General features: G+C 69.2%; 25 protein-coding genes. 13 read left to right on the forward strand and 12 right to left on the reverse strand.

Translation table 11 applies throughout. The annotated features are described in order from the left end of the window. Positions 1-208: 208 nt before the first annotated feature. The gene (locus tag ACIOU8_RS06355; RefSeq protein ID WP_400787183.1) at positions 209-1351 is read left to right on the forward strand and encodes a sensor histidine kinase; all 1143 of its coding nucleotides are present in this window, start codon (positions 209-211) and stop codon (positions 1349-1351) included. Between the two features lie 318 nt (positions 1352-1669). Here ACIOU8_RS06355 and ACIOU8_RS06360 read toward each other — a convergent pair whose 3' ends face one another. Further along, positions 1670-2413 (reverse strand): GntR family transcriptional regulator, encoded by a 744-nt coding sequence (locus tag ACIOU8_RS06360; protein ID WP_400787186.1) that lies wholly within the window; start codon positions 2411-2413, stop codon positions 1670-1672. A gap of 169 nt (positions 2414-2582) precedes the next feature. On the opposite strand from ACIOU8_RS06360, the gene ACIOU8_RS06365 reads away from it, so the two are divergent. The 6 genes from ACIOU8_RS06365 to ACIOU8_RS06390 all read left to right on the forward strand — a co-directional run bounded on the left by ACIOU8_RS06365 (position 2583) and on the right by ACIOU8_RS06390 (position 9213). Next, on the forward strand, positions 2583-3512 hold the full coding sequence (locus ACIOU8_RS06365) for a phosphate/phosphite/phosphonate ABC transporter substrate-binding protein (RefSeq protein WP_400787189.1): 930 nt from the start codon (positions 2583-2585) through the stop codon (positions 3510-3512). A 139-nt stretch (positions 3513-3651) separates the two neighbouring features. Further along, positions 3652-4515: a phosphonate ABC transporter ATP-binding protein gene (gene phnC / locus ACIOU8_RS06370; protein ID WP_400787191.1), complete on the forward strand. Its 864-nt coding sequence runs from the start codon at positions 3652-3654 to the stop codon at positions 4513-4515. Beyond that, complete coding sequence (phnE, locus tag ACIOU8_RS06375) at positions 4512-6248, forward strand: phosphonate ABC transporter, permease protein PhnE (RefSeq protein ID WP_400787194.1); 1737 nt, start codon at positions 4512-4514, stop codon at positions 6246-6248. Before phnC ends, phnE begins: the two co-directional genes overlap by 4 nt. After that, the gene (locus ACIOU8_RS06380; protein WP_400787197.1) at positions 6245-7393 is read left to right on the forward strand and encodes a TIGR03364 family FAD-dependent oxidoreductase; all 1149 of its coding nucleotides are present in this window, start codon (positions 6245-6247) and stop codon (positions 7391-7393) included. Before phnE ends, ACIOU8_RS06380 begins: the two co-directional genes overlap by 4 nt. After that, positions 7390-8115 (forward strand): HAD family hydrolase, encoded by a 726-nt coding sequence (locus ACIOU8_RS06385; protein WP_400787200.1) that lies wholly within the window; start codon positions 7390-7392, stop codon positions 8113-8115. Before ACIOU8_RS06380 ends, ACIOU8_RS06385 begins: the two co-directional genes overlap by 4 nt. A gap of 9 nt (positions 8116-8124) precedes the next feature. Continuing rightward, positions 8125-9213: an alcohol dehydrogenase catalytic domain-containing protein gene (locus tag ACIOU8_RS06390; protein ID WP_400787203.1), complete on the forward strand. Its 1089-nt coding sequence runs from the start codon at positions 8125-8127 to the stop codon at positions 9211-9213. Positions 9214-9272: 59 nt separating this feature from the next. On the opposite strand, the gene ACIOU8_RS06395 is transcribed toward ACIOU8_RS06390, so the two are convergent. Both ACIOU8_RS06395 and ACIOU8_RS06400 read right to left on the reverse strand, forming a co-directional pair. Next, a complete protein-coding gene (locus tag ACIOU8_RS06395) occupies positions 9273-9803 on the reverse strand; it encodes a CinA family protein (RefSeq protein WP_400787206.1) in 531 nt (176 codons plus the stop codon). Further along, the gene (locus tag ACIOU8_RS06400; protein WP_400787209.1) at positions 9800-10321 is read right to left on the reverse strand and encodes an FHA domain-containing protein; all 522 of its coding nucleotides are present in this window, start codon (positions 10319-10321) and stop codon (positions 9800-9802) included. Before ACIOU8_RS06400 ends, ACIOU8_RS06395 begins: the two co-directional genes overlap by 4 nt. Before the next feature lie 148 nt (positions 10322-10469). On the opposite strand from ACIOU8_RS06400, the gene ACIOU8_RS06405 reads away from it, so the two are divergent. From ACIOU8_RS06405 to ACIOU8_RS06415, 3 genes are all read left to right on the forward strand, one after another. Further along, positions 10470-10814, forward strand: coding sequence for an ATP-dependent DNA ligase (locus ACIOU8_RS06405; protein WP_400787211.1), 345 nt, complete (start codon positions 10470-10472; stop codon positions 10812-10814). A 193-nt stretch (positions 10815-11007) separates the two neighbouring features. Continuing rightward, the gene (locus tag ACIOU8_RS06410) at positions 11008-11892 is read left to right on the forward strand and encodes an SDR family oxidoreductase (protein ID WP_400787214.1); all 885 of its coding nucleotides are present in this window, start codon (positions 11008-11010) and stop codon (positions 11890-11892) included. 43 nt (positions 11893-11935) lie between these two features. Further along, positions 11936-12901, forward strand: a complete 966-nt coding sequence (locus tag ACIOU8_RS06415) for an EamA family transporter (RefSeq protein WP_400787217.1) — start codon at positions 11936-11938, stop codon at positions 12899-12901. A 10-nt stretch (positions 12902-12911) separates the two neighbouring features. Here the strand turns inward: ACIOU8_RS06415 and ACIOU8_RS06420 are convergent, their stop codons facing one another. Both ACIOU8_RS06420 and ACIOU8_RS06425 read right to left on the reverse strand, forming a co-directional pair. After that, positions 12912-13673, reverse strand: a complete 762-nt coding sequence (locus ACIOU8_RS06420; RefSeq protein WP_400787220.1) for a YidC/Oxa1 family membrane protein insertase — start codon at positions 13671-13673, stop codon at positions 12912-12914. 62 nt (positions 13674-13735) lie between these two features. After that, complete coding sequence (locus ACIOU8_RS06425) at positions 13736-14008, reverse strand: DUF6412 domain-containing protein (protein ID WP_056373984.1); 273 nt, start codon at positions 14006-14008, stop codon at positions 13736-13738. 148 nt (positions 14009-14156) lie between these two features. Between ACIOU8_RS06425 and ACIOU8_RS06430 the strand changes: the two genes are divergently transcribed. Then, positions 14157-15203 (forward strand): NAD(P)H-dependent flavin oxidoreductase, encoded by a 1047-nt coding sequence (locus ACIOU8_RS06430; RefSeq protein ID WP_400787224.1) that lies wholly within the window; start codon positions 14157-14159, stop codon positions 15201-15203. 26 nt (positions 15204-15229) lie between these two features. Here ACIOU8_RS06430 and purU read toward each other — a convergent pair whose 3' ends face one another. Then, entirely contained in the window at positions 15230-16081 is an 852-nt protein-coding gene (gene purU / locus ACIOU8_RS06435; protein ID WP_042540119.1) for a formyltetrahydrofolate deformylase, read from the reverse strand. Between the two features lie 84 nt (positions 16082-16165). On the opposite strand from purU, the gene ACIOU8_RS06440 reads away from it, so the two are divergent. Beyond that, positions 16166-17380 (forward strand): cation:proton antiporter, encoded by a 1215-nt coding sequence (locus ACIOU8_RS06440; RefSeq protein WP_400787228.1) that lies wholly within the window; start codon positions 16166-16168, stop codon positions 17378-17380. After that, complete coding sequence (locus tag ACIOU8_RS06445) at positions 17377-17835, forward strand: glutaminase (RefSeq protein WP_400787231.1); 459 nt, start codon at positions 17377-17379, stop codon at positions 17833-17835. Before ACIOU8_RS06440 ends, ACIOU8_RS06445 begins: the two co-directional genes overlap by 4 nt. Positions 17836-17867: 32 nt before the next feature. Here the strand turns inward: ACIOU8_RS06445 and ACIOU8_RS06450 are convergent, their stop codons facing one another. The 6 genes from ACIOU8_RS06450 to ACIOU8_RS06475 all read right to left on the reverse strand — a co-directional run bounded on the left by ACIOU8_RS06450 (position 17868) and on the right by ACIOU8_RS06475 (position 22262). Further along, on the reverse strand, positions 17868-18590 hold the full coding sequence (locus tag ACIOU8_RS06450; RefSeq protein ID WP_400787233.1) for a GMP synthase: 723 nt from the start codon (positions 18588-18590) through the stop codon (positions 17868-17870). Between the two features lie 66 nt (positions 18591-18656). Then, positions 18657-19397, reverse strand: coding sequence for a LysR substrate-binding domain-containing protein (locus tag ACIOU8_RS06455; protein ID WP_400787236.1), 741 nt, complete (start codon positions 19395-19397; stop codon positions 18657-18659). A 54-nt stretch (positions 19398-19451) separates the two neighbouring features. Continuing rightward, positions 19452-19859 carry a DapH/DapD/GlmU-related protein gene (locus tag ACIOU8_RS06460; RefSeq protein ID WP_290159041.1) on the reverse strand — a complete coding sequence of 136 codons (408 nt, stop codon included), beginning with the start codon at positions 19857-19859 and terminating at the stop codon, positions 19452-19454. 82 nt (positions 19860-19941) lie between these two features. Continuing rightward, positions 19942-20715, reverse strand: coding sequence for a DNA-formamidopyrimidine glycosylase family protein (locus tag ACIOU8_RS06465; protein ID WP_400787240.1), 774 nt, complete (start codon positions 20713-20715; stop codon positions 19942-19944). After that, a complete protein-coding gene (locus ACIOU8_RS06470) occupies positions 20715-21563 on the reverse strand; it encodes an EI24 domain-containing protein (RefSeq protein ID WP_400787243.1) in 849 nt (282 codons plus the stop codon). The genes ACIOU8_RS06465 and ACIOU8_RS06470 overlap by 1 nt, the downstream gene beginning before the upstream one ends. 9 nt (positions 21564-21572) lie before the next feature. Further along, a complete protein-coding gene (locus tag ACIOU8_RS06475) occupies positions 21573-22262 on the reverse strand; it encodes an HAD family hydrolase (protein ID WP_400787245.1) in 690 nt (229 codons plus the stop codon). Between the last annotated feature and the right edge of the window lie 99 nt (positions 22263-22361).

Here is a 22361-nt window from a genome sequence, read left to right on the forward strand (position 1 = left end):
TGGACCTGCGACGCGATCGTCTAGACCTTTGGCTATCGAGGTCTAGACGTGCGACAGATGTGGTGCGAGAAGATCACCGAGAAGATGAGTACATCGCTAGTCAAAAGTGCAATAAAAGGAGGTGAATCTCTATGTCTTTCTGGAACCAGGTTGGACTCTTTTTCGGCTTTTACCGTTAATATATATGGCGGAAAGGAGATACTGAAGTATGGCTTCAAGTCTTCCGGCGGGTGAACGCGCAGACGTCACCCGACTCGGAAAGGGCGAGAAGCTCAGCACGATCGAACGGATCGCCGTACTGGCGGTCGTCGGAACGATCGTCACCTTCGACACAGTCGGACTGTTCCTTCCTCCGGGATTGGATCCTCTGACGGCGGCACTCGGGATCGCATCCACCGCGGTCTTGGCCCTGTATCTCTGGTCGCCACTGATCGCGACATACGCCCTCGGCGTGGTGTTCGCACTCTCCTTCATCCCCGGCATCGAAGCCCAGGTGCTCACGACCGCCGCTTTCGCGGCAGGCTTGATCGTGCGTCTGGGGTGGACCTCCTTGGTCCTGTCCTATGCCGGAGTTTTCCTCCTCGCATCCGCACTGGTCGTCACTGGCGACTCGAGGGATGCCTTCAATATCGCGATCTTCCTGGTCGGCGCCGCAGTATCCGGCGCCGTCGGCTTCGCACTTCGCATCGCGTTCGCTCGAGGGCGGACGCTCGAGGTGCAGCTGGCCGAGAAGGCCGAGCAGGAACGTCAGGCCGTACTCGCTGAGCGACGTTGGATCGCCGGCGAGTTGCACGACAGCATCGCGCACCACCTCACCGTGGTGGCGTTGCACGTGCAGATGCTCGACGACGATCGCACCAGCAGCGAATCGCAGGAGGCGATCCGCATCGCCGCACGCAAGGCGATGACCGACCTCCGCTTCGTGATCGACCTCGCAGACGACGGACCCCGGTCCGAGGGCATGCCCTCGGGCGATCTGGCCGCCTCCGTCGAAGAGGCCCAGCAGGAGTTCGAGTCCGCGGGTCACGCCGTGGTCGTCGACGGCGACCCCTCTGACGAGCGCATCCCACGCGCAGCCGAGATCATCCTCGCGCGCATCCTGCGCGAGTCGGCCACCAACGTCCTCAAATACGCGGGGGAGGGTGAAGTCCTGATTCGATTCGAGATCGATGACGACGCCGCGAAGTTGACGGTGAGCAGCCCGCTCTCGGCGACGCCGCGTCGCGAGCTCTCGTCGAGCCGCACCGGCGTGGGCCGCATGGCCGAGCGCGTGCTCGGAGCCAGCGGTGAGTTCAGCGCAGGAGAAGTGGACGGACGCTGGGTCGTGTCGGCACTCCTGCCGATCGTCTGACAGAACCGGTATTCCGGCATCTCGGCGACGCAATCCCGCCCGAATCCGCAACTGGTATACCGGAACTCTGTGAGCAAGCCCCCGGAATTCCGCGGGTCTCGACTGAATACCTAGACAAAAGTCCAGGGTAGGTCTCGACTATAGACCGTGTTCCATGGTGTAGCCGGGAGCTTACATTGGGTATACCCCAGAAATAGCGCATCCCCAGCGCTGTGATCGCGAGCGCGATCTCTGGAATCTGATCCCCAGCGCGCTCGCGATCGGCTTCTTCTCTCCGAGGACTCTTCCTCCCCGGAATCGACGTCGACCGGCCGCCTCCTAGCCGCCCACTGCGCGCATGTAGTGCCCGTCCGTCGAGATCCCGGACGCCGCGACCGTGAATCGCACCACCTCACTGAGGTATCGGTCTTCGGACGCCTCGAAGATGCGCCCGCTCGCATCGCGAGAGACTCGGCTGAGGCGAAGGATCGGCGTGCCCTGCGGCACCCGCAGGAGGGCGGCATCCTGATCGTCGGCCGCGACCGCGTCGATCTGGTGTTCGAGCCCGACGATCGGGTGTCCGATCGACGCGAGGTACTCGGTGATCGAGATCTCGTCGGTGTCGACATCGAGCAGTCGGCGCCCGACGGCTTCGGTGTAGAAGAGGCGCTCGAGCATCGTCGGCCGGCCGTCGAGCAGACGGAGCCGCACCACGCTGACGATCGTGTCATCGGGCGAGACCCCGAGAAGCTCGGCGCGGTCGCCCGCCCGGCGAAGGCTCAGCTCCTGCGTCTGCGCACCGGGAGCCACGCCGAGATCGCGGGCCCAGCGCGTGAACGGCACCGACATGTCGACGGCCTGGCTCGCCTTGCGGGAGACGACCCGAGCGGGGCGGCCGCGTCCGGTCTCGATCAGGCCCTCGCTGCGCAGCGTCGCCAGCGCGTTCCGGATGGGACCACGCGACGTGTGCCACCGTTCGGCGAGCTCCGACTCGGTGGGCACGTCATCGCCGGGGCGCAGGGTGCCCGCCGCGATCTGCGCGCGCAGGTCGTCTGCGATCTGGGTGTATACAGCTTCGGCCACATAGGCATACTACTTCGTGCTGGAAGGCAAGGGGCGAGCGTTCTGACGACGTTCACCCCAGGAAATCCCGGGTGAACGGACCTTGAACTCTTGCAAGTTAGGTATATATCTCGACCCTGGCCCTGTCAGAGTTGCTCGTGGATCACCCCTCCCACCCTGAAAGGTCCTCATGAAGCTCCGCGCTCTCCCCGTACTCGCCAGTGCCGCGATCCTCGCGCTCGGCCTCGCCGCCTGTTCCGGTTCGGCTGAGGCCACCGGCGCATCCGGTGCCGACGCGTCGTCGACTGCGAGCGGCTTCGCAGTCGACGAGAACACGCTCGTCTTCGGCGTCGTGCCCGACTCGGTCGACACCGAGACGAACTACCAGCCGCTGATGGACTACATCGCCGAGATCACCGGCAAATCGGTCGAGTACCACGAGTCCACCGACTACGCCGCTCTCATCGAGGCCTCCGTCGCCGGGAAGGTCGACGTGGCCTCGTTCTCGGGCTTCACCTATGTCACTGCCACCAACAACGGTGCGAAGCTCACCCCGATCTCGTCGATCGTCACGGAGGAGGGGCAGGAGCCCGGTTACTACTCGCAGGCGATCGTGCCGGTCGACAGCGACATCTCGAGCATCGAAGACTTCGAGGGCAAGAAGGTCTGCTTCGTCGATCCGTCATCCACATCCGGCTACTTGTTCCCCTCGTACAACCTGATCGAGGCGGGCATCGACCCGAAGACCGACATCACCCCGGTCTTCGCGGGCAAGCATGACGTGAGCGTGCAGAAGGTCGGCGAGGGTGTCGAGTGCGAGGTCGGCTTCGCCGAAGACTCCGAGGTGGCGAAGTCGGATGCCGTGAAGATCGTCGACGAGACCATGGTGCCGGGCGCTCCGCTCGTCTACTCGTCGGCTCTGCCCGACGACGTCGCCCAGGAACTCGTCGACGCTCTCTCCGAGATCACGATCGATGACATCATCGCCGCCGGCGTCGAGAGCGCGGACAGCGACTCGTTCCGCAGCGTCTTCTTCGCCACGAAGCCGGTCGACGACGCGTACTACGACCTCATCCGCGACATCTGCAAGGAGACCGAAGCGGAGCAGTGCCAGGGCTGACACGCGACACCCGCCTCGCTCCCGCTCGTTGAGCGCGGGAGCGAGGCGAGCGGGACGAGACGCACTGAGGGTCCGCTGCGTGTCGTCCCGCTTCGCTCGCTCAACGATCGAGCTTCAGAGAATCACGAGGAGAACTGACATGAACACGGCATCCGACGCCCTCATCCGCCTGAACGGCGTGACGAAGACCTTCGGCTCGACGACGGCGCTCAAGAACGCGTCGTTGCAGGTGTCGCGAGGCGAGATCGTGGTGCTGCTGGGGCTCTCCGGCTCGGGCAAATCCACGCTGTTGCGCCACCTCGACGGGCTCGAGGTCCCGACCTCCGGTGACATCGAGGTGCTCGGATCCGCGGTTCCGACGCTCACAGGCAAGGCGCTGCGACGCCTCCGCAGTCGGGTCGGCTTCATCTTCCAGCAGTTCGAGCTCGTGCCCTCGCTCACCGTGCTCGAGAACGTGCTCACCGGATCGCTGTCGGAGGTCCGCGGACCGCGACTCGGACTCTGGGGCTATTCGAAGGCGGCGAAGCTGCGCGCCCTCGAGCACCTCGACCGCGTCGGACTCCTCGACCGCGCCTACCAGCGCAGCGACACCCTCTCAGGCGGCCAGCAGCAGCGCGTCGCCATCGCCCGCGCTCTGATGCAGAAGCCCGACATCCTGCTCGCCGATGAGCCCGTCGCCTCGCTCGACCCCGAGTCGAGCGACCAGGTGATGGCGCTGATCCGCGAGATCGCCGCCGACGAGGGCCTCACCGTCGTCTGCAGTCTGCACCAGGTCGACCTCGCGATCTCGTGGGCCGACCGCATCGTCGGCCTGCGGCACGGCGAGATCGTGCTCGACACGCCGACCGGAGACCTCACCAAGGCCGAGGTCATGGAGATCTACGGTCGTGTCGCCACGACCACCGCGGAGATCCGTGCCGTGCAGGACGAGCTCACCGAGATCACGGTCGACATCGCCGACGTCGCCGACATCGCCGACATCGACAAGGCCCGCGTCTCATGACCGTGCTCTCCGACGCGCCCTCGGCGCCCGCGGCCCCACGACGTTCCACTGTCTCCGAACGCGCGCCCCGACGCCCCATCTCTGCCGAACGCATCGCCGCCGGGCTCACCCTGGTGGCTCTCCTGGTGCTCGGGATCCTCGCGGTCGACGAGGTCGGCATCTCGATCCCGGCGATGGTGCAGAGCTGGGGCAACGCCGAGAACTTCATGGCCCGTGTCGGCGGACTCTCGTTCCCTGCGCCGGCCGACCTCGCGTGGCTGATCGCCCTCACGGTGGGGCTGGTGCTCGTCGGCACGCTGCTCGCCGCCGCGCTCTCGGTGCCGATCGCCTACCTCGCAGCATCCAACACGACCCCTGGCAACGGCTGGCGGGCCGCGGCGCGATTCGTGGGGGTCCTCACCCGCGCGCTCCCGGACGTCGTGCTCGCCATGGCGTTCGTGCTCATGTTCTCGCTCGGCACGCTCCCCGGCATCCTGGCCATCGGCATCCACTCGATCGGCATGATCTCGAAGATGTTCGCCGACGCGATCGAGCAGATCGACGAGGGCCCCCGCCTCGCGATCCGCGCTGCCGGCGGATCGAAGATGCAGGAGTTCGCCTCGGGCATCCTTCCCCAGGTGCTGCCGAGCTGGGTCGCGACGGTGCTGCACCGCAACGACATCAACCTGCGCGGCAGCGTGGTGCTCGGCTACGTGGGCGTGGCGGGCCTCGGGCTCGAGATGTCCTACGCGTTCAAGTCGCTGAACTACGGCAAGGGGCTCGGCATCGCGCTGGTCATCTTCATCCTGTGCGTCGCGATGGAGATCATCTCGAGCCTGGTGCGCGGGGCGATGCTCGGCCAGCAGCGGCAGACCCGGTCGTGGATCGACCGCATCATCCACCCGCGACTCAGCGGCTCGGCGAGCATGAGCACGACCGCACGCCCCGCATGGGCAGCCAGCCCTCAGACCGCGGTACGACGGCCGTGGACAGCAGAGCGCGTGCGCAACACGAGCGGTGTCGTCGTCGCGGTGCTCGTCGTGATCGGCAGCGTCGTCGTCAGTCAGATCAACTGGCTCGACTTCTTCACGGTCTGGGCCAAGCTCCCCGAGGTCGTCGCGAGGTTCTGGCCGCCGTCCTTCGGCAGCTACGAGGCGTCCGCGATGATCGCAGCCATGCGCGACACGGTCGCGATCGCGCTCGCCGCGACCGTGCTCACTCTGCTGCCGTCGCTGATCCTCGGCTCGCTCGCGGCGAGCAACGTCGCACCCGGCCCGGGCGCCCGCGGTGCCGCCCGGTTCCTGCTCGTCGGCATCCGCGGCATCCCCGAGCTGATCCTCGCCATCGTGCTCGTCGTGATCACCGGACTCGGCGCGCAGGCGGGGGTCATCGCGCTCGCGATCGGCGGCATCGGACTGCTCGGCAAGCTGATCGCCGACTCTCTCGAAGAGGTCGACCGCGGCCCCGAGCGCGCGCTCCGCGCCGTCGGCGCCACCCGTCTGCAGACCTACACCTCGGCGACCGTGCCGCAGGGCATGCAGGCGCTCATCGGGCACAGCTTCTACATGCTCGACACGAACATCCGCGCGGCGACCATCCTCGGCATCGTCGGTGGCGGTGGCGTGGGCTATTACCTGCTCAACGCCAGCCAGGGTTCGCGCTACGAGACCGTGACCGCGATCGTGCTGATGATCCTCGTCACGGTGCTCGTGGTCGAAGGACTCGCGATGTGGATGCGAAAGGTGTTCCGATGAACGGCGACGGCAGAGCGAACCACTCGGCGGACGTCGTCGTCGTCGGCTCCGGCATCATCGGCCTCGGCGCTGCGTACGCCGCAGTTCGGCGGGGCCTGACGGTGATCGTCGTCGACAGAGCCGATGCCCCGGTGGGGGCGACGATCCGCAACTTCGGCCACCTCTGCATCGGCGCGCAGAACGGCGAGGCGCGCCGCTATGCCGACCTCTCCCGTGACCTGTGGCTGCGCCTCGCGCACGATGCGGGCTTCTGGCTCCGCGAATCCGGCACGCTGGTCGCCGCCCGTCACGCAGACGAGATCGCAGTGCTCGAGCACGCTGCCGCCGACGGCGGAATCCGGATGCTGGAGACGGACGAGCTGCTGCGTCTCGCCCCGCTGCGTGCGGAGGCGCTCGTCGGCGGCGCGCACATCGAGACCGACCTGCAGACCGATCCGCGCACCGCCGCGGCAGCGATCGTCCGACACCTCACCGCGCACGGAGTCGACTTCCGCTTCCGCACAGCGGTGACCTCGGTCGCCGGGCGACGCGTCGAGACGACGAGAGGCACTCTCACGGCCGGCGCCGTGGTCGTCGCGGTCAATCACGACGTCGACCAGCTGCTGCCCGAGGTGGCTGAGCGCGCCGGTGTCGAGCGGTGCGCGCTCGACATGATGCGCGCGGCGGTGACGTTCCGGCATCCGCTCGCGGCCCCGCTGCTGACCGGCTGGTCGCTCGTGCGGTACGGGCGCTTCGCAGACGGTGCGGCGACCGGTGCCCTCCGTGACCGGCTGCACTCCGAGCGCCCCGACCTCGCGGCACTCGATCTCAACCAGATGTACACGCAGCTGCCGGACGGCTCACTCATCATCGGCGACTCGCACGCCACGTCGACGGCGCCCGAGCCGTTCCAGCCGGAGGCGGCGTTCACCGCGTTCCTCGCCCAGGCGGAGGCGCTGTTCGACATGCCGGCACCGCGGGTGCTCGAGCGCTGGCAGGGCGTCTATGCCAAGACGCAGCACGACTTCCTCATCGACAGAGTCGAGGAGGGGATGCTGGTGCTCGCCGCGACCACCGGCATCGGAATGACCACGGGTCTGGGGCTCGCCGAAGAGAATCTCACCGCCGCCTTCGGGTGGGCACCCGCAATGGAAGGAACCTCATGACCACTCACCTCTCCGCTCCTCCGGCACTCGAACTCGTGGTGCTCGACATGGCAGGCACGACAGTGCTCGACGACGGCGTCGTCGAGACGGCGTTCCAGCGTGCCGCCGAGCGCACCGGCGTTGCAGACCGGATGCCGTGGGACGACGCGCTCGCCCACGTGCGCGCGACCATGGGGCAGTCCAAGATCGACGTCTTCACACATCTCGCGGGCGGGGACCGGGCCGCAGCCGAGCGGGCGACGGCGGCGTTCGAGGGTGCCTACGCAGAGATCGTCGCCGAGCAGGGGGTCGCCGAGATCCCCGGCGCGGCGGACGCCATACAGAGCCTGAAGGATGCCGGTCTGGTCGTCGTGCTCACGACCGGGTTCGCGCCGGTCACCCGCGATGCGCTGATCGACGGTCTCGGATGGAACGGTCTCGTCGACCTGGCCCTCTCGCCGGTCGATGCGGGACGAGGCCGTCCGGCGCCCGACCTCGTGCTCACGGCGCTGATCCGCACGCAGACCTCGTCGGTCGCGTCGGTCGCCGTCGCGGGAGACACCGTCAGCGATGTCGAATCGGGTCGCCGTGCCGGTGCCGGCTTCGTGGCCGGCGTGCTCACGGGTGCCCATGACTCGAGTGCCCTCGAGCTCGCCGGCGCCGACGTCGTGCTCCCGGACGTGACGCACCTTCGCAGCGCGCTCGCCGCGAGTGGGCTGCTCACGCTCACGCCCACCGCCTGAGGGACCGACATGGGAACCGTGCTGATCCGACCACCCGGCCACCGCCGCGACGTCGCCCTGCGCCCCGCGGCCACCGCGATGGTGTGGATCGGCGAAGGGCACCCGCACGAGACCATCGCGGTGCCGGGTGTCGCGCTCGGCGAGAACGACGTGCTGGTCGCGGTGGAGATGTCGACCATCTGCGGGTCCGACGTGCACACCGTGCAGGGGCGGCGGTCGGCTCCGGTGCCCCTGGTGCTCGGCCATGAGAGCGTCGGACGCGTGATCGCCCTGGGCGATGACGGGGCGATCGCCGTCGACGGCACCCCGGTGCGCATCGGCGACCGGGTGGTCTGGTCGGTCACGATCTCGTGCGGTACCTGCGACCGATGCGCACAGGGCGTGCCGCAGAAATGCCGCACGCTGGGCAAGTACGGCCACGACCGGATAGGCGTGCACGGGGATCTCTCCGGAGCCTTCGGCACGCACGTCCAGGTGCGAGCGGGCACCGCGATCGTCCGGGTGCCGGAGTCGCTGCCGGCCTCGGTGCTCGCCCCGGCGTCGTGCGCGACCGCGACCGCCTGGGCCGCCGTCGCCAGAGCTGCGCGTGACCACGACCTCGAGGGCGCAGCCGTGCGCATCCACGGAGCCGGGCTGGTCGGGCTGTCGGCCGCCGCGATCGCCGTGGAGCGGGGTGCGACGGTCGAGGTGCTCGACCCCGCTCCCGCACGGCTCGCACTGGCGGCACGATTCGGTGCGGGCCGTATCGATCGTGACCCGGACGTCGTGATCGAGGCCTCGGGGCATGCCGTCGCCGAGGCTCTCGCCGGCGTCGGCACCCGGGGCACGGTCGTGCTCGTCGGAAGCGTCTTCCCCGCTGAACCGGTGCCGTTCGACGCCGAGAGCATGGTGCGTCGCCTCGTGACCGTCACCGGCGTGCACAACTACACCGTAGCCGAACTGGCCGAGGCCGTCGGATTCCTCGCCGGGCGAGGACGCGCCTACCCCTTCGCGGATGCGGTCGGAGAGGTGCGGCAGCTCGCAGCCATCGACGAGGCGATCGCCGCGGCATCCGCTCCCGGTGCGCCGCTGCGCATCGGCCTCGTGCCGGGGCGCTGAACTCGGCTCTGAACCCGTCGCTCTGCTCGGCAGGGGGATCCGACGGAGAGCGAGGGCTCTCAGTCGGCCGGCTCGTCCCGCACGCTCGTCGACGGCCCGGAGCGCCGCGGGCCCGCAGGTCGGATCCCCTCGGCGTGGAACACGAGCAGCCGCATCGCGGTGTCGACCGTCTCGTCGAGGACCTCCTGCGGATCGCCGGTGAGCGCCAGCATCCGATGACCGACTCCGTCGCCCGTCGCCCATCCGAGGAAGACAGTGCCGGGGTCGTGCCCGCCCTCGGGCTCAGGACCCCCGACTCCGGTGGTGGAGATGCAGACGTCGGCGTCGAAGAGCCGTCGCGCGCTCTCGGCGAGGTGCTCGGCGGACTCGGCCGAGCACGGATCGGTGCCCGGTGTGAGACCGAGCAGGTTCTCTTTGACGTCGGTGAGATAGGCGACGATGCCGCCGGCGAACCAGTCGCCGGCACTGCTGCCCGCGCCGATCGTGCTCGCCAAGCGACCCGAGGTCAGCGACTCGACGACGCAGATGCGCAACCCGCGTTCAGTCGCCACCTCGCTCAACCGCTCCAGCGACGACTGCTCCGCGGTCACTTCTCTTCAGCGGAGTCGGCGTGCGTCGGTGCGTCCGACTCGACGTTCGCCTCGTCGGAGTAGTCGGGCCGAGGCGGCTGCAGCGGCTGGTCGGAGTACTCGCCGCCGAGACGTCCGCCGAAGGGACGACCGTGATCGGCGAACTCGTCGCGTGCGTAGACGAGCTCCCACTCTCCGACCGTGAAGCGCGCACCCGTGCGCAGCGTCTGGGATCGGTCGCCCGGGTGCGTGGCGGTGGCCTCGGGGTTGCTGTTCATCTCACCCTCGCCGTGCAGCTCGAGCACGTACTCGTCGCGATCGTCGTGCGTGATCGTCGCGTGCACGAGGTCGGCGCCCTCGAGTGGCAGCTCGTTGTCGGCGGCCGAGCCGATGCGCACCACGTCGACCTCGAGGGCGAACTCCGCGCGCTCTCCGCCGCGGCTGACCCGAAGTCGGGGATTGCCCTCACCGAACTCGGCGTGGGTTGTCGTAGGGGTGTATCCCTCGTCGGAACGGTCGTCGATGTGTCGTGCGTTCATGATGGGTCTCCTCGCGGTCCATGCCAGGATACGTGACCGAGGATTCGCACGCAGGGGGTTGACTTCGGCCGCTTCTGCACCCGTCGAGGCGAGCCGCGGATTCCCATAAACTTCATGGCGAAGACCCGGAGACCCGAGGAGAAGCAGAATGGGCAAGTTCATCTACGAGGGCAATGTGAAGACCGAGATCGAGGATCGCACCCTCACTCATCTGCAGCTCGTGATGACCGCCAAGCTGCGCCGCGCTGAGCCCTTCCCCTTCAGCTGGCGCGAAGATGCCAGCGTCGGAGGAGGCCGCACGACCGTGTGGATCCAGCCGGGCAGTTCGCTCGTCTTCAAGTACTTCGGCAGCCGGCAGCCGTCGATCAATCGGGCGTGGGTCGACGCCCTCGCGTTCACCGCCAATGCTCCGAGCGGTCTCTATCTGATTCCCGAGCCGCAGGAGACTTCCGTCGCCACCGGCGACGACGCGCCGCCCGCTCCCACGGCCTGAGCGGGCTGAGGCTCCCGTTCGCCGTCCACGTCCCCGCTCCTCCCTGTCCGATCGTCGGTCGGAGCGTGGATTGTCAACCCCCTGCCGAGGGTGCAGAGAGGGCGCGAGTCTCGATTGACGCTCGACGCGCGCCACGAACGGTGGTCGCCAGTCGTGAGCCGCCAGTCGCCAGTCGCGAGGAAGAGGAGACACCATGGCAGACAGCACGCCTGACCCCCGCAGCCAGCACCGCGAGGAGGAGTTCCCCGCTCAGCAGCTGGACCAGCCGGGGTTGACCGATCAGATGCGAGCCGTGCCCGATCACGGCGAGACGTCGTACGTGGGACACGCGCGGCTCGAGGGCCGGCGAGCCCTGATCACGGGCGGTGACTCGGGAATCGGCCGGGCAGTCGCGGTCGCCTTCGCCCGTGAGGGAGCCGACGTGGCGATCACGCACATGCCCGAGGAGCAGTCGGATGCCGACGAGACGATCGAACTCGTCCGCGCCGAAGGAAGACAGGCGCTCAGCCTTGCCGGAGATCTGCGACATGAGGCCTTCGCGACCGAGGTCGTCTCGGAGACCCGGAGCAGCCTCGGCGGGCTGGACATCCTGGTGTTGAACGCTGCCTACCAGCACGACATCGACGGCTTCGAGAACCTCGAGACCGACAGGATGCGCCGCGTGTTCGAGACGAACCTGTTCGGGCTGCTGTACTCGGCCAGGGCGGCGTACCCGCACCTGGAGTCAGGGGCGAGCATCATCGTGACGGCGTCCGTGCAGGCGTTCGAGCCCTCACCCAACCTCGTCGACTACGCGATGACCAAGGCTGCGCAGGTCGCCTTCGTGAAGGCGCTCGCCGAGGAGGCGGGCGAGCGTGGCATCCGCGTGAACGCGGTCGCCCCCGGACCCATCTGGACGCCGCTCATCCCGGCGACCGGCTGGAGCGATGAGCGGGTGAAGACCTTCGGCTCCGACACGCCTCTCGGCCGGGCAGGACAGCCGGCCGAGCTCGCCGGCGCGTACGTGTACCTCGCCTCGGCCGAGTCGTCGTACACCTCGGGGGCAGTGCTCGCGGTCACCGGAGGCAAGCACCTCTGACCCCCGAGCTCGCCGGCATCGTTCCGGGTCGTAGGCTTGCGGGGTGAAGCGGTCCGCGTCGTCCCGCCCGCTCGTGGGCGTCGCGCTCGTCATCTGCTCCTGCCTGTCGTTGCCGTTCGGGGCGGCCGTCGCGGCCCAGCTGTTCCCGGTGCTCGGTCCGTGGGGCGTGACGTCGCTGCGTGTCGCGATCGCGGCGCTGCTGCTGGTCGTCATCGCGCGTCCTCGGCCGGTGCGCTGGACGAGGGAGCAGTGGCTCGCCGCCGTGCTGTTCGGAGTCGCGCTCGCGGCGATGAACGGCTTCTTCTATGCGGCCATCGACCGCATCCCGCTCGGGCCGGCCGTCGCGATCGAGTTCCTCGGTCCGCTGGTGCTGGCGGCTGTGCTGACCCGACGCCTCGCCGATGCCGCCTGGGTGGGCGTCGCACTGCTCGGCATGGTGCTGCTCGGCGTCGACGGACTGATCGGCGCCGAGCCGCTCGACCCTCTCGGCCTCGTCTTCATCCTGATCGCTGCGGCTTTCTGGGCGATGTACATCCGCGTGAGCGCGCGAGTCGGTGCGATCATCCCGGGCACGAGCGGGCTCGCGGTGGGTCTGGTCGTGGCCGCGGTGCTGCTGATCCCGGTCGGGGTGCCGGCGGCCGTCACGGTCGCGGGCGACATGCAGCTGCTGCTGCTCGCCGCGGTCACCGCCGTGCTGTCGTCGGTGATCCCTTACAGCTTCGAGCTCGCGGCGCTCCGTCGCCTGCCGCAGCGTGTGTTCGGCGTGCTGCTGAGCCTCGAACCTGCCTTCGCGACGCTCGCCGGATGGCTGATCCTCGGCCAGTCGGCCACTCCGCTGCGGATGCTCGCGATCGCACTGGTCGTCGCGGCGAGCGTGGGCACGACTCTGGGCGTGCGGCGTCAGCGTCGCCGAGCCGATGCCGCCGCACGAGACGGCGCCGGCGCGGATGATGAACGCCTCGGCGACGAGACCGGGCCTTTCACGGCTCCGATCCCGCTGCCGGACTGAACGCCGAACGTCAGGCTCTGACCTCGGCCGGCACGGGCAGGGGATAGCGTCGCCGCAGCAGCATGCGCTGCACCAGCGTCCAGACGACAGTGACCGTGAGGTAGAGCGCGGCCGCGAGAGGCACGAACACGGCGAACACGGCCGTCAGATAGTGCAGAGCGCTCGTCACCCTCAGCATGGTCGGCGAGCTCAGCGGCGAGTTCTCGTCGACCTGCGTCGGCCGGAAGACCCTCCGCGTCATATCGGCCGCCGCGAGCATCACGGCGATCAGGGCGCCGAACACCAGCAGCGTCTCCGGTGTCGCCGTGCCGCCGAAGACGGCCGAGACGAGGCTCGTTCCGAGCGGCGCACCGAACAGGTCATGCGTGAGCAGGTCGTTCGCGTGCCCCGCGATGTCCGGGCGGATGAACAGCGTGTACAGGATGCCGACGACCGGCGCCTGGGCGAGCACCGGCAGCATGCCGGCGAAGGGAGACGTGTTCTCGGAGCGGTAGAGCTCGAGCATCTCCTTCTGGAGGCGTTCGGGGTTCTTCTTGTGTCGACGCTGCAGCTCGCGCAGCCGAGGGGCGAGGCGAGCCCTGGTCTGCTCGGCCTTCGCCTGCGAGACGCCGACGGGAATCAGCAGCGTGCGCACGAGAAGCGTCACGAGCACCACAGCGAGGGCAGCGGCGGATGCTCCGGCGAAGGGTTCGAGCAGTGAGGAGAGCCCGGCGAGGGCGCCGTACGCCGCATCGAGCAGAAATGTCAGGGGTGGGAAGGCGAAGATGTCCATGGAAGTCCGTTCGTGTGTCGGGAAGGGTCGGCGAAAGCCGCGCAGTCCCGTACGAGGACGGACTACGCGGGAACGGCGACTCCCGGCGCACGAGGGCGCGGGTGACCGGCGGCATCGGGATCGCTCTGCGCGAGCAGCGTCGACACATCGATCGCCCGCAGCGGATGCGGAGCGGTGCTCGGCGAGGGCGGTGCCAGGCTCAGCGCGACGGCGATGGTGAGCGTCGTCAGGGCGATGAGCGCTATGGCGACACCGAGGGCTGCGGCATCCGGCACCGCGATGATCCCGAGCGCGGCCGCGACGAAGCCGAGCATCTGCCCGAACCACTCGCTCATGCGCGCCTCCCTTCATCCCTCAGGCTTGATCCCTCAGGCTTGATCCCTCACGCCTGATCCCTCACGCCGAGATTATCACCGGCGTCCGAACAGGGGATCGGTCGTCCGCGCTCGCCGCGAGGCGGGAGAGCGGAGATAGCCTCGATGCATGACTGATCTGCGTGCGCTGCTCGGCATCGAACACCCCGTCTTCCTCGGTCCGTTCGGCGGGCTCTCGTCCGTGAGACTCACCGCGGCCGTCAGCGAAGCCGGTGGACTCGGCGGCTACGGGCTGTATGGCTACGACGGTGACCGCATCCGCTCGACCGTCGCAGCGCTGCGGGAGGCGACCTCGCGCCCGTTCTCCGTGAACATCTGGCTGCCGACCGGCGACGAGGTCGAGCCGAACCCGCAGCACGCCGTGTTCGCGCAGGCGCTGCAGCCGTTCTACGATGCGGTCGGCCTCGAGATGCCGGCACGCCCCGAGCGATACGTGCCCCCGCTCGACGAGCAGCTCGACGCGATCTGGGAGTCGGCGCCGCCCGTGCTCAGCACGGTCTTCGGCATCCCCTCCGGCGAGTTCATCGACGAGGCACGTCGCCGCGGCATCCGCGTCGTGGCGACAGCGACGACGGTCGCGGAAGCCGCAGCCCTCGCCGAGGCGGGAGTCGATGCCGTCGTCGCGACCGGCTTCGAGGCCGGAGGCCACCGCGTATCGTTCCTGCGCCCGGCCGAGGAGTCGCTCATCGGCACCTTCTCGCTCGTGCCGCAGGTCGTGGATGCCGTCGATGTGCCGGTCATCGCGGCGGGCGGCATCGCCGACCGGCGTGGCGTCGCAGCCGCCTTCGCCCTGGGGGCCTCGGGAGTGCAGGTCGGCACGGCCTTCCTGGCGACAGCGGAGTCGGCAGCGAACCAGGCGCATCGCGACGCGATCCGGTCGACGAGCGCCGACGGCACCGTGCTCACGCGATCGATGAGCGGGCGTCTCGCCCGGGGAGTGCGCAACCGCGCGGTGCGCGCGATCGAGGCGAGTGGAACGATCGCCCCGTTCCCGATGCAGAACTGGCTCACGGGCAAGTTCCGCGCCGCGGCGGGTGAGCAGAACCTCGGGGAGCTGCAGTCGCTCTGGATGGGGCAGGGGGCGCCGCTAGCCCGATGCTCGACTGCGGCGGAGACCTTCGCCGAGCTGGTGGCAGGAGTCCCCGCGAACGCCTGAGCGCGACGAGAGCCGAGAAGCCTGTCTCAGAGGATGACGGTCGAGCGGCCGTGCACGATCACACGGTCTTCGGCGTGCCACTGCACGGCGCGTGCGAGCACGAGGCGTTCGACGTCGGCGCCGCGGCGCTGCAGCTCGGCCGCCGACTCGGAGTGAGTGACGCGCGTAACGTCCTGCTCGATGATCGGCCCCTCGTCGAGATCGGCGGTGGCGTAGTGGGCGGTCGCCCCGATCAGCTTGACGCCGCGGTCCTTCGCCCTGGCATACGGGTTGGCCCCGATGAAGGCGGGCAGGAACGAGTGGTGGATGTTGATGACGGGGGCGCCGAGGCCCGTGATGAAGTCATCGCTCAGGATCTGCATGTAACGGGCCAGCACGACGAGATCGACATTGCCTCGCAGCATCTCGAGCTGGCGCTGCTCCATCGCCTGCTTGTCGCCCGAGGGGATGTGCACGAACGGCACTCCGAACGAACGCACCGACTCGGCGAGGTCGGGGTGGTTCGAGACGACCATCGTGACGTCGATGTCGAGCTGGCCGCGCTGAGTGCGCCACAGCAGCTCCATCAGGCAGTGGTCGTACTTCGACACGAAGATCGCGACGCGCTTGCGTCGGGCGGTGTCGTGCAGCGACCACTCCATGCCGAAGCGCTCGGCGATCGGCGCGAGGTCGGCCTCGAGCGCGGTGCGCGCGGCTGAGAGGCCGGGGAGGTGGATCACGGTGCGCTGGAAGAACCGACCGCCCTCGGAGTCGGTGGAGTGCTGGTCGAGGGAGATGATGTTCGCACCGTGGGCGGAGAGCACTCCGGCGACGGCGGCGACGATGCCGGGCTGATCGTCGCAGGCGATCAGCAGGCGGGCGGTGTCGGGCTGAGACATAGGAGCTCCTCGGGGGTGTGCATCGATTCTGCCGTGGATGCGACCACCGGGCGAATCGTCGCTGCGAGTCGCTACTGTGGGAGCGTGGACGCGGGCGATCTCGGACTGGTGCTGATCCCGCTGCTCGCCGTGGCAGCGCCGCTGCTCGCGCGCGGCATCCGACCCGTGATCCGGGTGCCGATCATCGTGTTCGAGCTCGTGCTCGGCATTCTCGCGGGGCCGGCCGTGCTCGGCTGGGTCGAGCCGACGCCCATCCTCGAGAAACTCAGCGACTTCGGCCTCGCGATGCTCTTCTTCATCGCCGGATCGGAGATCGACTTCCGCGCCGTCTCAGGGCGCCCGCTCGCGCGGGCCTCGATCGGCTGGATCATCAGCGTCGTGCTCGGAATCGCTATCGGCTTCTTCCTCGCACCCGGCGAGGGGATGGTCGTGATCGCCATCGCGCTCAGCTCCACCGCACTCGGCACGCTGATGCCGATCCTGCGGGACGCGAAGGAGACGGACACCCCGTTCGGCCGAGCGGTCACCCTGATCGGAGCTGTCGGCGAGTTCCTGCCGCTGATCGCGATCTCGCTCTTCCTCAGCACCCGCACCACGCCGCTCGCCACCGCCGTGCTGCTCGCCTTCGTGGCGCTGGCGGGTCTCGCCGTGCTGATGGCCCGTCGGATGGAGCACGGGCGCCTGCATGCGTTCGTGCGCGCCACGCTGCACACGTCCGACCAGTTCGGCGTGCGCTTCGTGCTGCTGCTGATCGCGGCGCTCGTCGGGCTCAGCGTCATGCTCGATCTCGACATGCTGCTCGGCGCATTCGTCGCGGGGGCGGTGTGGCGCATCATCATGGCGCGCGCGCCCGAGAAGGACGCAGCGGCGATGGAGACCAAACTCGAGGCCATCGCGTTCGGCTTCCTCGTGCCGATCTTCTTCCTCTACACCGGCGTGAACTTCGATCTCCAGGCGCTCACCGGCTCGTCTTCGGCGATGCTGATGCTGCCCCTGTTCCTCGTCGCGCTGCTCGTGCTCCGCGGCACCACCGCACAGCTGTCCGCCCCGCCGGGCTCGAGCGTGAGAGACCGCACGGCGCTCGGGTTGCTGGCCGCCACCGGACTGCCCATCATCGTCGCGGTGACGGCCATCGGGGTGGATCAGAAGATGATCGACACCGGCACGGCCGCCGCGCTCGTCGGCGCAGGCATGCTGTCGGTGCTGCTGTTCCCCCTGCTCGGCATGCTGATCCGCGGCGAGGCCGCACGGCTGGTCGACCCCGAGCTGGTTCGCCGGACGCCCCAGGGCGAGCTGTGACGACGGCATCCGCGCTGATCGCCGACGCCGTGCGCGCGCTCTCCGGCCTGCCTCAGGAGGGGCTCGGCGAAGAGCGGGACTCACGGTGGCGCGGTCGCCGCATCGTACGAGTGGGAGCCGCCTGGCATATCGGAGTGCTGCTGCTCACCGAGACGCACGCTCTGGCGACCGCCGAGGTGCTGCGCGCTGCGGACCCGGGCCGTCGCGGCTACACGGCCGACTCCGCGCGCGAGCGCGCCGAGCGCCGTGCGCTGGCGCTGCGGGGCGGGTTCGACGAGGGCGACGTCGTGCACGTCGGGTGGTCGGTGATCGACCTCGACGGCGTGGATGCGGGCGGGGCATCGGGGCCTCTCGCGATGATCGACGCGGTGCCGTCGGTGAGATGGAGCACAGCCGGCGGATGGATGCCGCTCGAGGCATACCTTCGCGAACGCGTGGAGCTGCTGCGCGGCTGAGCCGGCGATGAGCTGCTCCTGACCCGCTCGGGTCAGCCAGCTGCGAACGTCTGCGCGAAGCGGCGCAGCAGCGCCGCGCCCTCGGTGACCGATGCCGCGAGCACCTGCCCCTGCACCTCGTCGAACTCGTCGGGGTCGAAGTAGCCGGTGGTGCGGTAGAACGTCATCCGGTCGGCGAAGTCCCTCGGGGTCGGCTCAGGGTGGAACTGCGCTGTGTAGAGGTGAGTCCCGACCCGATACGCCTGCACCGGGCAGATGTCGTTCGTGGCGAGCAGCACCGCACCCTGCGGCAGGGCGACGGCGCTCTCCTTATGGGCGGTGAACACCGTGAGGGCGGGGGAGCTCGGGCCGAACACCGGATCCGCTGCGCCGGCAGCGGTCGTCTCGATCACGGTGGCGCTGGCCGACTCCGGAGTGTCGCACGTGATCTCCCCGCCCAGCATCCGCGTCACCACGCCGATGCTGAAGCAGGTGAAGAAGGCCGCGATCCGGCCCTCGATGGCCAGCCGGGCGATGCGCTCGAGATCTGCTTCGACGCGAAGCTGTACCGCCGACTTCTCGACGTCGCTCACGTTGAAGGGTGAGCCGCCGACCACGACGCCGCTGTACCGCGCGAGGCGGGCGGGGTCGAGGGGCTCGGCGAGCAGGTCGAGGCGGTCGACGACATCGACGCCGAGCGCCCGCCGGAACGAGGCGTGCTCGGCATCCGCCGCCCCGAGCTCGGGGCGCACGCAGACGTAGAGAAGCGAGACCACCACGAGAGTCTAACGACGACCGGAGGGGGTCGCCGTCACCGCGGTCGTCGAGCCATCACGCTCGCGTCATCGGGACGAGTTGGATGTGCGACCGCGCACGATCCCGATGAACGTCTCGACGTCGGGCGTCGTGTGGTCGCGGCGCCAGGCCAGGGCGACCGTCGACGTCGGACCGTCGACCAGAGGCCGGTGCCCGGCATCCTTGCGGTGGTGCATCCGCGCGAGAGACATGGGCACGATCACGATCCCGGTTCCGGCGGCAGCGGTCGCGATGGCTTCTGCGACCGCCAGCGGCGCGAACGACGGAGCGAGGGCACCGGGGATGTCGATCGGACCCAGCGGGTCGTCGGTGGGCACCATCACGACCTCGCCGGCGAGGTAGGCGATCGTCAGGTCGTCGGCCGCGAGCAGGTGGGAATCGATCGAGGCGACCACGACGGGCACCTCGTCATACAGCGTGATGACGTGCAGGGACTCGTCGTCCAGCGGCAGCCGCACCAGCGCCGCGTCGAGGTCGTCGAGCGCCTCACGCTGATCGGCGACCTCCATCGGCACGAGTTCGACGGGAACGTGCGGCATCCGCTGCTTCCACGCGTCGATCCACTTGCCCGGTGTGGCACCGGGAACGACTCCGAGCCGGAACGTGCGGGGCTCGTTTGACTCGGGTTCCGGCGCATCGAACACGACCTTGGCGGTCTTCTTCGGCGGCTTGGGCGGCGGGAACCGCTGCGCCGGTGCCGCCCTGTTCCGGCGCACGGGCGAGCCTTTTCCGGCACGCCCTGCCGGTCGTCGTCCCTGAGTCGCCATGTGCTCCAGGGTACCCGGCGGATGCCGTGTGACGGTCTGAGATCGCGGCCGTGGTCAGGCCGCGAGCCACAGCCCCTTCGGGTCGGTGGCGACCGTCAAGCCTGCGGCGACCGTCTCGTCGTCGCCGATGCGAGCACCGCGCACGATGCGAGCACCCGCCCCGACATCGGTGCGGACGCCGATGTGCGCGCCGTCTCCGACGGCAGCACCCTGGCCGATGTGTGCGTGCGCATCGACGTGCGCACCCTCGCCGATCACGGCATCCGGTTCGATCCATGCGCCGCGGGCGATGGTCGCTCCGGCGCCGATACGCGCGCCGGGTTCGATGTAGGCGCCGGCTTCAACATGCGCCTTCGGATGGACCTTCGCGCCATGCGCGACGAGACCGCGACCGTTGGCGTGCTTGCGATACCGCAGCGTCGCGCCCTGATCGTTCTCGATGTCGACGTAGTTCTTTCCCACGATTCCTCCCCGTGTTCCGGAGTTCTCCGGATATATCAATAACCACGGGTGTGCCGGATTCATTCCCGAGCATGGATCCGGGTCAGCGCTGACACACGGGGCACCAGAAGGTGATGCGCTCGCGGGTGGGATCTGCGCCCAGTTCGCCCCGCTGTATGAGAGTCCCACACCGGCGGCAGGGCTTGCCGGCGCGGCCATAGACCCAGGTTCCCTGACCGGGACGATCGACTCCGGTGAAGGTGCGGTGACGACGATCACGATTCACTCGGATCGTGCGCACCCCGAGGTCGAGCAGTGCCGGCACGTCGACCTCCGGCGCGGGAGTGGTCGGCAGGACTCCGCGCAGGAACAGGAGTTCTGCCGCGTACTCGTTGCCGAACCCTGCGACGTTGCGCTGGTCCAGCAGGGCGACGTGGATGCTGCGGGAATCGGCGCTCACGCGTCTCGCGGCTTCGGCCGCATCCCAGTCGGGGCCGAGCGGATCGGGCCCGAGGTACCCGACGAGCTCGTCTTCATCGCGGGTCGGCACCACTTCGATCTCGGCGAGGTCGATGCCCACCGCCTCGCGCTGTGCGGTTCCGACGATCGCACGCACCTTGAACGCCGGATGCCGCCACTTCTCACCCGCCCGGTAGGCCAGCCAGGCCCCGTCCATGCGCAGATGGGAATGCAGTGTGCTGTCGCCGATGCGCAGCAGCAGGTGCTTGCCGCGGGCGATCGAGGAGACGATCGGCTGACCGGTCAGGTCGAGGGTTGCGAAGCGCGGCACGCGGAGGTCGAAGCGCGCCACCTCGGCGCCGACCAGCGCCTCGTCGAGACGTCGGGCCGTGCGGAAGACGGTGTCGCCCTCGGGCATCAGACGTGTCCTGATCCGGCGGGCGGCGGCAGGGGTGCGGAGACACTGCCCGGTGCTGGCGGTGCTGGCGGTGCTGGCGGTGCTGGCGGTGCGGGCGGCAGGGGAGTCTGCTGCAGGGGAGTGCGCTCCAGCATGGTGCGCGCGAGGGTCGTGGCGCCCGCGACCGCGGCGGGCATGACGGCGACCGCGCCGCCGGGGATCAGGAAGCACAGCTGCGTCGCGACCCCGAATCCGAGCACTCGCGCGCGACTGCCCCGGAACAGCAGTGCGCGGTCGGCGGGGGTGAGCTCGCGAGCGTCGAAGGCTCGACCTGTGAGCTCGCGTGCGAGCATCCGGCCCGACAGCACGACGCCGCCGACCGCCCCGAGCACCCCTCCCACGAGCGGGACGACTCCGAGCAGCAGCACCAGGATCGCGATCAGGATGCCGAGGACCACGAGGCGCAGTCCCTCGCCGACCGCCATCCAGAACCCGCCGCCCTCGGAGGGCGGCGGGTCGCCGAGGTCCGTCTCGACCGCGCGCCAGATGCGCTGGTAGAACGGGTCGCCGATCGTCAGAGCGAGGGCGCTGAACACCGCACTCGCGAGGGCGAGCGCGGCGGCGAAGATCACGATGCCGACAGCGGCTCTGAAGACGGATCGCCAGGCGGGGATCCAGCCGTCTGCGAAGGGCGTGACGGCGTCGGAGATCGGCGCGAGCGACAGGGCGAGCGGCACGAGACCGGCGAGCAGCACCAGCGCCGCGATGAGCCCAGGCACGAGCCCGAGGGCCATCAGGCCGGGGCGGCGTCGCCAGGTGCCGAAGCCGCGCAGCAGGGTGCGGATGCCGTAGACGAACTCCCCGATCATTCGTCCAGCCTAAGAGGGCATCGATCCCCTGGCGACCGCGCGCAGCATCCGAACGTCCACGGTGATCAGCGAGTCGACCTGAAGGGTGTCCGGAACGCGCTTTTCGCCTCCGACGACGACGGTCGTGCAGCCGGCGGCCACGGCGGCTGTCGCGCCGACGAGGGAATCCTCGAGTGCGACGCATCGATGCGCGGCGACCCCGAGGCTCTCGGCGGCGCGAAGGTAGGGATCCGGTGCGGGTTTCGTGCGCGGGGTGTCGTCAGCCGTCACGATCACGTCGAACACCGAGAGGTCGACGGTCTGCGCGAATCGCTGCACCCAGTGCCGCGGAGAGGAGGTCACCAGAGCCAGCGGCACCTGCGCCGCTGTGAGGGCGGCCAGCAGCGATCGAGCGCCGGGCGTCCAGGAGACGCCGCCGGCATATGCCTCGATCGACCGACGATCGAGCTCGTCGGCGACCGCAGCCGTCGTCATCCCGAGCGACAGGCGGCTGCGCAGGGTCGCAGCCGCCTGGTGAAGGTCGAAGCCCTCCAGGGTCGACACGAGAGCGGGGTCGTGCGCGCCGCTGTGCCGGCGCACGAACTCCTCGACGACGAGCAGCCAGGTGCTCTCGGTGTCGAGAAGCGTGCCGTCCATGTCGCTGAGCACTGCCCATTCGGCTGGTATCGCATCTGCTGAGTGCGGTGTGCGGTCGGGCACGGGGCGTCCTCCGGTCTGCGACCTCGAGGGATCGCTCAGCCCATCCGACCCGACGGGACGAGCACCGCGGCGTCCGTCCGCGAACCTGAGGTGAATGCC

Source organism: Microbacterium sp. NPDC087589 (assembly GCF_044743635.1).
Taxonomy (GTDB): Bacteria; Actinomycetota; Actinomycetes; order Actinomycetales; family Microbacteriaceae; genus Microbacterium.